12 protein-coding genes are annotated in these 13,047 nt (G+C 60.5%); 7 read left to right on the forward strand and 5 right to left on the reverse strand.

The features are described from left to right. Window positions 1-9: 9 nt before the first annotated feature. Together G5195_RS01010 and G5195_RS01015 are read left to right on the forward strand one after the other, a co-directional pair. Window positions 10-540 (forward strand): DUF1523 family protein, encoded by a 531-nt coding sequence (locus G5195_RS01010; RefSeq protein WP_005350438.1) that lies wholly within the window; start codon window positions 10-12, stop codon window positions 538-540. Next, on the forward strand, window positions 537-833 hold the full coding sequence (locus G5195_RS01015) for a winged helix-turn-helix domain-containing protein (protein WP_005337957.1): 297 nt from the start codon (window positions 537-539) through the stop codon (window positions 831-833). The genes G5195_RS01010 and G5195_RS01015 overlap by 4 nt, the downstream gene beginning before the upstream one ends. A 101-nt stretch (window positions 834-934) precedes the next feature. Here G5195_RS01015 and G5195_RS01020 read toward each other — a convergent pair whose 3' ends face one another. Together G5195_RS01020 and rihA are read right to left on the reverse strand one after the other, a co-directional pair. Continuing rightward, window positions 935-1,402, reverse strand: coding sequence for a hypothetical protein (locus tag G5195_RS01020; RefSeq protein WP_406595461.1), 468 nt, complete (start codon window positions 1,400-1,402; stop codon window positions 935-937). Between the two features lie 33 nt (window positions 1,403-1,435). Then, complete coding sequence (gene rihA, locus G5195_RS01025) at window positions 1,436-2,371, reverse strand: pyrimidine-specific ribonucleoside hydrolase RihA (protein WP_421221438.1); 936 nt, start codon at window positions 2,369-2,371, stop codon at window positions 1,436-1,438. Between the two features lie 255 nt (window positions 2,372-2,626). Between rihA and G5195_RS01030 the strand changes: the two genes are divergently transcribed. After that, window positions 2,627-3,322, forward strand: coding sequence for an RluA family pseudouridine synthase (locus tag G5195_RS01030; RefSeq protein ID WP_421235778.1), 696 nt, complete (start codon window positions 2,627-2,629; stop codon window positions 3,320-3,322). Window positions 3,323-3,462: 140 nt separating this feature from the next. On the opposite strand, the gene udp is transcribed toward G5195_RS01030, so the two are convergent. Next, the gene (gene udp, locus G5195_RS01035; RefSeq protein ID WP_005337975.1) at window positions 3,463-4,218 is read right to left on the reverse strand and encodes a uridine phosphorylase; all 756 of its coding nucleotides are present in this window, start codon (window positions 4,216-4,218) and stop codon (window positions 3,463-3,465) included. Window positions 4,219-4,600: 382 nt separating this feature from the next. Here udp and yiaY point away from each other — a divergent pair, with 382 nt between their 5' ends. The 3 genes from yiaY to G5195_RS01050 all read left to right on the forward strand — a co-directional run bounded on the left by yiaY (window position 4,601) and on the right by G5195_RS01050 (window position 7,028). Beyond that, window positions 4,601-5,752, forward strand: coding sequence for an L-threonine dehydrogenase (gene yiaY, locus G5195_RS01040; RefSeq protein ID WP_421235732.1), 1,152 nt, complete (start codon window positions 4,601-4,603; stop codon window positions 5,750-5,752). Window positions 5,753-5,888: 136 nt separating this feature from the next. Further along, window positions 5,889-6,227, forward strand: a complete 339-nt coding sequence (gene bamE, locus G5195_RS01045) for an outer membrane protein assembly factor BamE (RefSeq protein WP_005337980.1) — start codon at window positions 5,889-5,891, stop codon at window positions 6,225-6,227. A 171-nt stretch (window positions 6,228-6,398) separates the two neighbouring features. After that, window positions 6,399-7,028 carry an NAD(P)H-binding protein gene (locus G5195_RS01050; protein ID WP_421235733.1) on the forward strand — a complete coding sequence of 210 codons (630 nt, stop codon included), beginning with the start codon at window positions 6,399-6,401 and terminating at the stop codon, window positions 7,026-7,028. A 144-nt stretch (window positions 7,029-7,172) separates the two neighbouring features. On the opposite strand, the gene G5195_RS01055 is transcribed toward G5195_RS01050, so the two are convergent. Both G5195_RS01055 and G5195_RS01060 read right to left on the reverse strand, forming a co-directional pair. Beyond that, a complete protein-coding gene (locus tag G5195_RS01055; RefSeq protein ID WP_421235734.1) occupies window positions 7,173-8,867 on the reverse strand; it encodes a pyridoxal phosphate-dependent decarboxylase family protein in 1,695 nt (564 codons plus the stop codon). A gap of 223 nt (window positions 8,868-9,090) precedes the next feature. Next, a complete protein-coding gene (locus tag G5195_RS01060) occupies window positions 9,091-10,107 on the reverse strand; it encodes a lipoate--protein ligase A (RefSeq protein WP_421235735.1) in 1,017 nt (338 codons plus the stop codon). Window positions 10,108-10,537: 430 nt separating this feature from the next. Here G5195_RS01060 and G5195_RS01065 point away from each other — a divergent pair, with 430 nt between their 5' ends. Continuing rightward, a complete protein-coding gene (locus G5195_RS01065; protein ID WP_421235736.1) occupies window positions 10,538-13,000 on the forward strand; it encodes a diguanylate cyclase domain-containing protein in 2,463 nt (820 codons plus the stop codon). The last annotated feature ends 47 nt before the right edge of the window (window positions 13,001-13,047 follow it).

Consider the following 13,047-nt stretch of genomic DNA (forward strand, 5'->3'; position numbering starts at 1 on the left):
GAGAACACCATGAGCCTGAGATTCAAGAAACCCGCCTTTATTGCCCTTGGGCTCATCGCCCTCATTTCTGCCGCCTGGCTCGACTACTACCTGCCAGAGCACACCATCGCCACCATCACAGGGGTCGAGGTGAAGCGCACCGACAAGGATGGTCCCATCAGCCAGAAGAACCCGGCTGACGGCCCGACCACCGACGTCTACTACATCTATACCGAACGCCCCGGCGAGAAGATCCGGGTGTTCAGAAATGAGGATACCGAGTGGGGCTGGCCCTTCTACTTCAAGTTCAACGCCGCCGACGTGCAGGCCAAGGCCAAGTCGATGGAGTTTGAAAAGCGTCTGGCCATCATTACTTCCTACGGCTGGCGCGTGAACATGTTCTCCATGTTCCCCAACGTCACCAAGATTGAGAGTACCGAGCCTGATGCTTCCACCTGGAGCTTCTTCCGCTGGTTCTGGTTCGGCCTCTGGGCCCTAGTGATGGGCAAGGCAGCCATCGCAACCTGGCGCTACTTCGATCGTCTTGAGGACGAGCTATGAGTGAGCCGAGCAAGACCCGCACCAGCTTCTACCGGCGGCTCTACGTGGCCTGGCTGATCAGTCAGGGCACAGATACGGTGCCTGCCATCATGGAGGCGACCGGCATGCCGCGCCGCACCGCGCAGGATACCCTGACGGCGCTGGCCGAACTCGACATCAGCTGCGCCTTCGAGCAGACCGAGGGGGCTCGCCACCTGCAGGGACACTACCGTATCAGCGATTGGGGGCCCATCAATCCGGCGTGGATCAAGGCTCAACTGCCGCTTATCAAAGAGACTTTGAGCTATCCCTGATCCGGGAACCGCTCTGCAATCACACCCAGCTTTGAATTAAAGAGGGGCCAGCCGGCAAGGCTGGCCCCTCTTTTTTCAAGCCGATGGCGTAACAGGTCGCCCTACTCGGGCATGGCCGAATCCTCAAGCTCCCCGTCAGACTCGCCGCGGGTGCAGTCGATGATGGAGCGCTTGGGGTTGTTGGGGTCGCGCAGCAGCAGGGGCGCCAACCCCTCGTCATGCTTCTGCTCGTCGCTAAACTCGCTGCCGTAGGCGTTGTGGGTCAGCCGGCGGGCGTTGGCGATGGGGGTATCAACAAACAGGGCATGCACTTCGAAGCTGGAAGCGGGCACGATAAAGCCGACCACCGGCAGGCCGTGCAGCTCCTCGTGCACCTTGTACCAGGCAAAGCCGTCGCTCACCTTGTAGGGGGTGTAGTTGGCCAGTTGTAGATTGGCGGGCCTGCCCGTCTCATCCACATAGAGATCGGTAAATTCACAGGTCGCCAGCCCCTGCCACATCCGCTCGAATGGCGTCGCACAGCCTGTCAGTTGCAACCCGGCCAGCAGCACCAAGCCTCTCTTCCACATTCCCCGCCCCTTCTTGCAAAAATGAACCGGCGCTCAGTCAAACGCCCGCAGCCGCGTCACCAGCAGATCGATAAAGCCCGGACGATCCAGCCCCAACAATACCAGCGCATTGGCTGGCTTGCCGGTCAGACCATAACGATCCACCACCGTCATCCCCACGGTATGCACCCCCCGGGTCTCGATATCGACCCGGCACTCGACCCCGTGGAACAGCTCAGGAGCCAGCAACCAGGCAATGGTACAGGGGTCGTGGAGCGGTGCACCAGCAAATCCCCACTTGGGATCCCGATGGTAGATCATGAAAAAGTCGAGCAGCCCGGCCACGCACTGGGCCACCGGATTGGTGATGGCGCGCACCCGCTCGATATCCGCATCCATCACCTGCGCCTCATGGGTCACATCGAGGCCGCACATGGTGATGGGAATACCCGACTTGAACACCATATCGGCCGCTTCCGGGTCCACATAAATATTGAATTCCGCCGCCGGCGTCCAGTTGCCAGCCCCTGCGGCGCCCCCCATCAGCACGATGCGGGCGATCTTGCCCTTTAGCTCCGGGTGAGCTGCCAGCAGCAGGGCGATATTGGTCAGCGGCCCGGTCGGCACCAGAGTCACGGGCTGCGGGCTCTCACGCAGGCACTTGGCCATCAGCTCGATCCCCGTCATGGCCTGCGGGGCAAAAGCGGGATCCGGCAACTTGGGGCCATCGAGACCCGATTCGCCGTGAACGTTGTCGGCGATAATCAGCTCGCGGGCCAGCGGTTTCGGCGCCCCGGCCGCCACCGGAATATCGTCCCGTCCCAGCAAGGTGAGGATGCGCAGGGCATTGTTGAGGGTCTTGTCCGGCGTCTGGTTGCCCGCGCTGGTGGTAACCGCCAGCACCTTCAGTTCAGGGCTGGCCAGCGCCAGAATGAGGGCGATGGCGTCGTCGTGGCCGGGATCACAATCAAGAATAACGGGCAGTGCCATGGGATGAGTCCTTACAACATAACAGGGAGCCATACCTTAACAAGCAAGCCTCGGATGAACTCGGGAAGGGGTCACAAAACGGGGCCTTGTTGGTGACCTGGGCGGTTTGCACGGCACGCCACCTCGCTCAACACGGCTCACTATCAAAAGGTTGCATGGCGTCATGCCGTTCATTTTCCGAGGCTGCGCACCACCCATTCGCCCGGCCGCGCCGGTTCGGGTATGATCGCACCCCGTTTTCTGCCCGTGCCACCTATGTCCGTTATCGTCGACACCTTTATTGCCCCGCCCTGCAATGCCGCCATCGAGATCCTGTTCGAAGATGAGCACCTGCTGCTCATCAACAAGCCGAGCGGCCTGTTGAGCCTCTCGGGCAAGAACCCGCAGAACCTCGACTCGGTGCACTATCGCTTGGTGCAGGATTTCCCCGGCTGCACTCTGGTGCATCGCCTCGATTTTGGTACCTCGGGCATCATGGTGGTGGCCAGAAACAAGGCCATCAATGCCCTGCTCTGCCAGCAGTTCAGCCAGCGGGCGGTGAGCAAGGCCTACAGCGCCCTGCTGTGCGGTCATCTGGCTAGTGATGAAGGGCTTATCGATGCCCCCATCGCCAAGGACCCGTCGATTTTCCCGCTGATGAAGATCTGCAACGCCAGTGGCAAACCCGCCCGCTCCCGCTATCAGGTGATTGAGCGGCTGGAGTTGCAGATGCAGGGGCAGACCGTGCCTTTGACCCGGGCACGATTGGTGCCACAGACCGGCCGCACCCATCAGCTGCGCATCCACAGCCAGCTGCTGGGTCATCCCATCCTAGGTTGCGATCTCTATGGCGGTCTGCTGCCGCCCGGCTGCGAACAGGCGCCGCGGCTGATGCTGCACGCCAGCGAGCTGGATTTTACTCATCCGGTAAGCGGCGAGCCGATGCAAGTGCGCTGTCCAGCGCCGTTTTAGAGGCAATCAGTAAAGACAAACAGCGCGAGTGCGACGGGATCAGTGAAAGGGGTGACGGGAGAGGAAAGGCGGTAAACGGCGGATAAAGATAGGGGCCGCGCTTTCGCAACGGCCCCCACCCCCCACTCTTTGTGGTGCTATCAGATCAGCTTGCGGGCAGCGCCCAGTACGATCTTGATGGCATCAGATTCGGTCTTCGCCATGGTCTCGGCGTTCGGGATCTCTTGCTGGGTACGGTTGACGATAACGCCAGCCACCATACCGGCACGCAGACCCTGGCTGGAGCACATGGTCAGCAGGGTTGCGGACTCCATCTCATAGTTCAGCACGCCCATGGCTTGCCACTCTTTCATGGAACCCTGGAAACGGCTCACTACGCGGCCGGATACGGTGTCGTAACGCTCCTGACCCGGGTAGAAGGTGTCAGAGGAGGCGGTCACACCGATGTGCAGCTTGGAGCCCATCTCTTTAGCGGTGTTCACCAGCGCGGTGGTGCAGTCGAAGTCGGCAACAGCCGGGAACTCCATCGGTGCAAAGTGCAGGCTGGCACCGTCGAGGCGCACGGAACCGGTGGTTACGATCACGTCACCCACGTTCAGGTGCGGCTGGATGGCGCCGGTGGTGCCGATGCGCAGGAAGGTGCGGATACCCAGCTGGGCCAGCTCTTCCACTGCAATGGAGGTGGACGGGCCACCGATACCGGTAGAGCAGATGATCACGGCCTTGCCGTCCATCTCGCCGCGCCAGGTAGTGAATTCACGATGGCTGGCCAGGTGCACCGGGTTATCCAACAGCTCTGCGATACGCTTCACGCGCTCGGGGTCACCGGGGACGATCGCCAGGGTGGCGCCTTGCAGATCCGCTTTCTTCAAACCCAAGTGAAATACATCAGACATAGTGGACTCCTGGTTGCCCCCTGCCAGCATGGTCAGGGCACAAGTTAAGATGATTCTTTATGATACTTTCAAGCCTTTACCCCCCTCTTCGGGGAGGCGCCAACTATGGTCGAAAGCGCTTTCCAATTCCTTGAAGCGCCTCACACTTCCACGCATTGACAGTGACAAACATTGCGCAAAACGTTTGCTAACTCAATGAAATAATTGACAAACGTTTTTCTGCAAATCGAGTCAGATGCGGGAAAGTCAAGCCTGGTTCAGCGCTTAATTAACGACTCGTGATCGACCCCGTAAAGTTGTAAACAAGATGCTTTTGCATCCCTTTCTAGATGGTAACCTAGCTCTCAACTACCACTTAATGGCTAACTATAGGAAGTCCATCATGGCTACATTCAAATTCTATATTCCCGCAATCAACCTGATGGGTGCCGGCTGTCTGCAAGAGGCAGCCGCCGATATCAAGGGTTACGGCTATCGCAAGGCGTTGATCGTCACCGACAAAATTCTCAACCAGATCGGCGTGGTCGCCAAGCTCACCTCCCTGTTGGCTGAACATGGCATTGAAAGCGCTGTTTTCGATGAGACCAAACCCAACCCCACCACCAGCAACGTTGAAGCGGGTCTGGCGATGATCAAGGCCAACGGCTGCGACTGCGTCGTCTCGCTGGGTGGCGGCTCGCCTCACGACTGCGCCAAGGGCATAGCGCTGGTCGCCGCCAACGGTGGCAGCATCAAGGATTACGAAGGGGTGGATCGCTCCGCCAAGCCGCAGTTGCCGCTTATCGCCATCAACACCACCGCCGGTACCGCCTCCGAGATGACCCGCTTCTGCATCATCACCGACGAAGCGCGCCACGTGAAAATGGCCATCATCGACAAGCACGTTACCCCACTGATGTCGGTCAACGATCCCGAGCTGATGCTGGCCAAGCCAGCGGGTCTCACCGCCGCCACCGGTATGGATGCCCTGACCCACGCCATCGAGGCCTATGTCTCCACCATCGCCACCCCGGTGACCGATGCCAGCGCCGTGATGGCCATCGAGCTGATTGCCAAGCACCTGCGCACCGCAGTTCACCATGGCGATGACCTGCATGCCCGCGAGCAGATGGCCTATGCCCAGTTCCTGGCCGGCATGGCCTTCAACAACGCAAGCCTGGGCTATGTGCACGCCATGGCCCACCAGCTGGGCGGTTTCTATGACCTGCCCCACGGTGTCTGCAACGCCGTGCTGCTGCCCCACGTTCAGGCGTTCAACGCCCAGGTGAGCGCGGCTCGTCTGAAGGATGTGGCCCGCTACATGGGTGTGGACGTGAGTGCAATGAACGACGAGCAGGGCGCCGCCGCTGCCATTGCCGCCATCAAGCAGCTGGCGCTGGATGTGAAGATCCCGGCCGGTCTGGAGCAGCTCGGCGTCAAGGCCGATGACTTCGATACCCTGGCCAGCAACGCCCTGAAAGATGCCTGCGGCTTCACCAACCCGAAACAGGCAAGCCACGAAGAGATCGTCGCCATCTTCCGCGCAGCGATGTAACGGCTGCCGGATTGCCAGAAAGGGTCGCAGTGCGGCCCTTTTTATTGGCTGATGGATCAATGGCTTTTTACTTCCGTGGAGGGAGTCGGTATGATTTGCCGAGCCAAAAAGACTGTATGGATGATCTGAACTCGATATGCGGATGAAACACCTGATTGCCGCGGCTTTGACCGCCCTCACCCTCTCCGGTTGCAGCCTGGTCTATCGTATCGATATTCCCCAGGGCAACTATGTGGAACAAAAACAGGTCGACAAACTGCGCCAGGGGATGACCCGCGAGCAGGTCAGCTATGTACTGGGGACCCCCATGCTGCGTGACGGCTTTGACCCCAACACCTGGTACTACCTCTATGAATTCCAGCCGGGCCACGGCGACAAGGAGCGCAAAGAGCTCACTGTCACCTTCGCCAACGACAGGCTGACCACAGTGACGGGTGACTTCCCGCTGCCAGCAGCCTTCAATACCCCGCTCTGATATCCTGCAAAACCGGCCTCGCGCCGGTTTTGTTTTATCCAGCCCCGCGTAATTCATCCTGCCCGACAACACTGAGTCATTTCTCCCCATTGCAGCTGCCCGCAAATTGCCTGATGCTGATGAGCAGCCACCATGGCATCAACACCATCGAATGACACAGGGAGAATCCCCATGAGCCGGATCCTGATTGCCGGAGCCAGCGGCCTGATCGGTCGCGAACTGGTGCAGCAACTGCCTGCCGAACATGAACTGACCCTGCTCTGTCGCAAGCCGGGCAAGGAGGCACACCACTGGCTGCCGGTCAATTTTGATGATCTGGCCAGCGTCACCCTCTCCCGCCCGGTGGATATCGCCTTTTGTGCCCTCGGTACCACCCGCAAGGAGGCAGGCTCTGCCGAGGCGTTTCGCCGGGTCGATCTCGACTATGTGGTCGCCTTTGCCGAGCTGGCCCGCCGCCACGGTTGTCAACGGCTCATCGTGGTCTCAAGCATGGGGGCCAGTGCATCGTCCCCGGCTCTCTATCCGCGTACCAAGGGGGAGATGGAGCAGGCCCTGCTGGCCCAATCCTGGCCACGGCTCGCCATCGTGCGGCCCGCCATGCTGCTCGGAGATCGCCAGCCACCGCGCCTCTCCGAGCAGATCTTTCAGACCATCTACCCGCTGTTTCGGCCGCTGCTGGTGGGCAAGCTCGTCCGTTGGCGCGCCATCGAGGCCCGTCAGGTGGCCCGCGCCATGATCGCCCTCTCGAAACTGCCCGCCGGGTGCGAGATTGTCGAAAACGAGCAGTTGCTGGCCCTCTGAACCCGGCCTTCCCCACTACTTACGCACAGTGCTGCAAAAACAAAAGAGCAAGCCAATTGGCTTGCCCTTTGTTTATCTGTTGGCGAGGTACCCTGACAGCCTCTTGCCATCACAGGCCGCGCTCGACTGTCAGGGCAACATCCATCAACCGCGAATATGGTCGATAAAGGCGTCGATCTGCTCGCGAGTGCAGGCAGGGTTCATAAATACCGCCTTCTCCCCGGCGATGTAGGAGTACTTGCCGCGGGCGTCATAGTCGGAGTGAGCCACCGCCTCCACCCAGTTGGTGTAGAGCCCCACCTTGCCACGCCCCTTGAACAGGCTGCGGTGATAGTCGGTATTGCGCTGCAGTCGCGCCTTGTAGGCAGGGTCGCTGGAGCGGGCCAGCTCGAAGGCGAATTCGGCTTCCGGGTCACTCACCCACTCGGGATTGTAGATCTTGAAGCCGACGCTCGGCCCCTGATTCTCCTGCGCCACCAGCTTGACGTTGCCAAGCTGACTCAGGCGATAGCGGAAGTAGTTGGCATTTTGCAGGCAGTGGGCCAGCACGGTGCGATATCCCTCGACCCCCATGTAGTTGAGCGCCGCATAGGCACCGAACAGGCCGCTCGCGCCGCGGGAGCACTCGATGGTGGATTGCAGATGGGTCTGGCCCTGAATGTCCCGCTCGAAGTAGGAGAAGTTCTCCGGGTCATTCTCCATCGCTTTGAGATCATCCTGCTCCTTGATCATCACCAGACTGGAGGTGTAGGGCACATAGCCCCACTTCTGGAAGTCGACGGTGAAGGAGTCGGCATATTTGAGCTCGGCAAAGCGCACCACGTTGCGCTCGATCCCCGCCAGAGTGGCGCTGTTGATGGCGAGCGGGTTGGCGGCAAAGTCGTAACCCAGGAAGAAGATCATCGACCAGCCGATGGCGGCATCGACGTGGATGTGAGGTTTGACCGCCACCTCGAACTGCTCGCAGAGGCGATTGCGCAGCTCGAAAACGGGTTTCACCTGATCCACCCCGAAGGTGTCGGTAGTGCCCATGGTGAGCATGATGGTGGGCACCACGTGTTTCAGTGCAAAACAGGCGGTCAGGGTGCGCTCGAGGTGGTCGAGATCGATGTCATTGTTCTCGCCGACCTGAATGCGGATGGTCTTGTTCTCGATGTCGACCCCGAGCAGGGAGAGGTTGGTGATGTTGGAGTAGTGACCGCCCTGGGAGTTGATGATGCGGTAATCCTGATAGTGGCCGAGCCCCTTGTGCTTGGCCTCGGGCAGGCTTTTGCGAATGCCGAGCAGGTAGCCATAGAGGTTACAGAAGGTCCCCCCCTGGGTGAAGATGCCGGTGGCACGAGCCGGGTCGTAACCTGCCAGCAGCGCAATCTGGCGCACCACCTTCTTCTCCAGCTCCTCGGCCACCCCGGCGTATTCGGAGTAGACCAGATTGGGGTTGGCCAGAATGCCCAGCTGGGCGCCGTAGATGGCGGGATCTGCCGACATGGTGATGACGTTCTCGACGCTGGAGGGATTCTCCCAATCCTTCGACAACGCGGCGGCAAACAACAGCTCGACCATGGGCTCGCCCGGGGTGCGCATGGTGGCGGGCACCGGCATGGTCTCGCAGAGATCGGCCAGGCGGGCACGGCCATCAGGCCAGGCATTCAAACGGGCATCGGGGGCCAGGCCACGGGCCCGAAATTGATTGAGGGTGGCAAATCCGGGTTCGCGAAAAACGGGCCAGAGATCGGGATTGCGCGAGAAAAAGTTGGCTTTGACGGTGGCGAAACGGGCGGAAAAATCGGGGTGGACGGCATTGACGCTTTCGTCTTGCAGATAAACTAAGTCACTCATTTTTATACCATTAGTACAGCAAATGTGCGGCCGTTATACCCCTGAGGCAGCGGGGCCGACAGTGACAATATCTAATGGTCTACCCTACTTTTTGTCATGTATCAGTCATCACAAGGGCTGGCAAAAAGGCGCCTTTGAGGCGCCTCTTTATATTTCGTGATCTTGCTCCCATCCAGGCTGACAGAGTCCTTACTACCAGACCACCATCAGCGCAGCGTCCCCCTCAACGCAGGGAGGCCAACAGCCACTCGGCAAACTCCGCCAGCTCGCTCTGCTGCTGCGGGAAGGCCGCCAGCCAGGGCTGCAGGCGCGCGGAAACCGCCTCCGGTCGATAGCCGCAACCCGCCAGTTCGGCCGCCAGCAGATCAAACGGGGCCGGCTCCAGAGTATCGCTAAAGAGCTGTGCCCGGGTGATGACCCCCTTCTCCACATCAAAGTGCAGCTCCACCCCGCCCCAGCTGAACCGCTCCTCCAGCAGATGGCTGAACGCCGGGGCATGACCATAGTTCCACTCCCAACTGCGCTGACGGGCGAAGGTCTCGGCAAAGCCCGGCAGATCCGGCATCTGCTCGGGGGAGATATGCTCGGGCTCAACTCGCGCGCCGTAATGATGGAAAAAGGCCTCCTGCAGCGCCTCGCTCACCTGTTGATGGTCGATCCCCGGCTGCAGTTCGCACAGATTGGCCACCCGGCTGCGCACCGAGGTGATCCCCTTGGCCGCCAGCTTCTTGGGGTCGGGGTTGAGGTAGTTGGCAAGGCGGCCGAGAGCGGCGTCCAGCAGCAGGGTGCCGTGGTGAAAACCCCGATCCAGGGTCTCCCGATAGGCCGACCCGGACACTTTGCGCTCCCCATCCAGGGTGGCCACCAGCAGATCGTTGCGACCGGAGGCAAAGGCCTCGATCCCCAATCGTTTGAGCCCGTCCAGCACTATGGCGGTGGAGACACTCTTGTCATACTCCGGCTTGCCCGCCATGAAGGTGAAGCAGCTGTTGCCAAGGTCGTGGAACACGGCGCCACCGCCACTGCTGCGGCGCGCCAGGGTCACCCCATCCTCTTGCATGCGGCGGGTATTGCACTCCTTCCACGGGTTCTGGGCACGACCAATCACCACGGTATTGGCGTTGCGCCAGAGGAACAGCACCCGCTGGCCGGGGTCCATCTGGCGGAAGATGCACTCCTCAACGGCCAGATTGAACAGGGGATCGTGAGAGTCGGAGACAAGCAGACGCAAGCGGGACATAAAAAGACCTTATCCGGAACTGGGGGCAGCATGATAACACTGACGGGGTACCATCACTGAGCCATCGCACATTAACCGGTGCGCAGCAGCCGCGATACATTTGCGTCACACCTGACTGCCCCATAAAAGTATCTATTGATATAACGACACAGCTTGACGTGCAACCACGGAAAAAATGCAGTCAAGCCACAATGCCAACGATAAAAACGGGAAAAAGTGGCTAGAATGCGACCACTTCGATAGGCCATATGACTCTCTTATTGGTCACATAACTTGCAAAAAAACGGCATGTATCCATCCCGTGTGATGAACGACACAAAAATGACTTTCCAACCCCCCTATACCCCATTGCAAACGCCTTTTCTCCCCTTGCAGGTGACACAAAATTGCTTGAATCTAGCCTAGACACCGCTCCCGAGAGAAACGTTGTATGACGGAGAACGCAGCCCCCCGCCAGCCCCTGAGCTGGTTTCTGCCAATGCTGGTCGGTATGGTCATCGCGACCCTGACCTCTTCCCCCGTGCGAGCCGGCGAGCAGGTCATCGTCCAGTTGCCGTGGCAACACCAGTTCCAGTTTGCCGGTTACTACGCGGCCATCGCCAAAGGGTTTTATCGGGAGGCCGGTCTGCATGTCACCCTGCGCGAAGCGGACTCCCGCACCGATGTGGTCAGCGAGGTAATCTCGGGAAAGGCCCATTTTGGCATCAGCGGCAGTGATCTGCTGCTGGATCGGGCTGCCGGTCGTCCGGTGGTGGTGCTCGCCGCCCTGCTGCAGCACTCGCCGCTGGTTTTGCTCACGCTGGATCGGCCAGATATTCGCAACCCGGCCGATCTGGCCAACAAGCGACTGATGCTGGAGCCTGGCTCCAACGAGCTGCTGACCTACCTTTCCCACCATACCCGCAGCCGCGACTGGGTCACCCTTCCCTACAAACAGGGGATAGAGGCACTGCTGGCGGGCAAGGTGGATGCCATCAGCGCCTACAGCACTACCGAGCCCTTCTATCTGCAACAAAAAGGCATCCCCTATCGGGTCTTCAGTCCGCGCACCATCGACTTTGACTTCTACGGCGACAACCTGTTTACCTCCGAGCGGGAGCTGATCACTCGACAGGATCGGGTCTACGCCTTCCAGCAGGCCAGCCTCAAGGGGTGGCGCTATGCGATGGACCACCCCGAAGAGATGATCAACCTCATCATGGAGCAGTACCCGACCGGGGCTGGCCGTGAACAGCTGGAGTTCGAAGCTCGCGAAACCAGAGCGCTGATGCAGCCAGATCTGATCGAACCCGGCTACATGCAGCAGGAGCGCTGGCTGCAGATCGCCAAAACCTATCTGGAAGCGGGCATGCTCACGGTATTGCCCAACCTCGACCGCTTTATCTACGACCCGGCTCAGGAGCGGCTGCGCCAGCAACGGCTGCTGCTCGACAAGAGCGTGGCGGTGGCCATGCTCATCACCTTTACCCTGATGACCCTGCTCGGCATCTTCTCGCACCTCTATCTGCGCCTGCGTGAGGAGGCGCGGGATCGCCAGCGGCTGACCCGTGAACTGGCCCAGAGCGAGCAGCACTATCGCTTCGTGGCGGAGAACAGTGCCGATGTGATCTGGACCATGGATGCCGCCAGCTTGCGCTTTCGCTATGTCAGCCCGGCCATCGCCCCCCTGAGCGGCTACGAGGCCCCCGAGCTGTTTGCCCTGCCCCTCAAACAGCTGCTGCCGGATGCCTCAAGGCAACTGCTGCGCGAGGAGATCTCCGCCACCCTGGAGGCATGGCAGCGGGGGGAACATGACCAGACCCGCCGGGTCATTCGCACCCAGCTGCGCCACAAGGATGGCCATCTGGTGGCGACCGAGACCATCACCACCCTCCATGGCAACCACAATGCCCAGCCGGAGGCGATCCTCGGGGTCACCCGGGATATCACCGAGCGGGCAGCGCGGGAGGAGATGATGCGCCGCCTCGCCTTCTACGACCCCCTCACCGGGCTGCCCAATCGCCGCTTGCTGCAGCAACGGCTCAAGGAGCTGATGGAGCAGGAGACGCCCCGTCCGCTGGCGCTGATGTTTATCGATCTCGATCACTTCAAGCCGATCAACGACACCTTCGGCCATGAGACCGGGGATATTCTGCTCAATATGGTGGCCGAGCGGATGAGCCACTGCGTGCGCAAACAGGATCTGGTGGCACGGCTGGGGGGCGACGAGTTCGTTATCTTGCTGCCGGAGAGTGGCGACGAAGTGCTGGCGGTGGCCGACAAGCTGCACCAGCAGCTGCGCCATCCGTTCCAGCTGGAGGGGCAGGAGCTGCTTATCTCCAGCAGTATCGGGCTGGCGCTCTATCCCGAGCACGGGGAGGATGCCAAGACGCTGATGCACCACGCCGATCAGGCCATGTATCAGGCGAAGAATCGCGGCCGCGGCCGGGTCTGCCTCTATACCGAAGGCCTTGATCCCGAGCAGGGCGCGCTGCTGTGGCAACCCGGCCACGAGTGCGGTCACCCCCGTATCGATGCCGAGCATCGCCAGCTCTTCGTATTGACCAACCGGCTGCTGGAGCGGATGAAAGACCAGCATGAGGATCCGGCCCCGTTTCTGGAGAGTCTGGAGAGCCTGTTCGACATGGCCCGCCATCACTTCGCCTTTGAAGAGCAGATGCTGGCGGAGATCGACTATCGGGAGCTCGTCAGCCACCGTCAGGATCACCAACGCCTGCTCAACAAGGCGAGCCAGCTGCTGCACGCCGCCAAAGCGGGAACACTGGGCAACGACGAGCTGCTCAACTTCATCATTCAGGAGCTGGTAGTCGGCCACATGAGTCAGGCGGATCGCCGCTACTTCCCCCTGTTCAGATCTGAGCGCAGCCTGTTGGTTGCAGAGGGGGTCACCTAGTTCCCCCCTGTTCAGCCCCGAGCGTAACGAGCCTCTTGCGAAAGGGG

Source organism: Aeromonas sp. 601039, from assembly GCF_049174415.1.
Taxonomy (GTDB): Bacteria; Pseudomonadota; Gammaproteobacteria; order Enterobacterales; family Aeromonadaceae; genus Aeromonas; species Aeromonas veronii_A.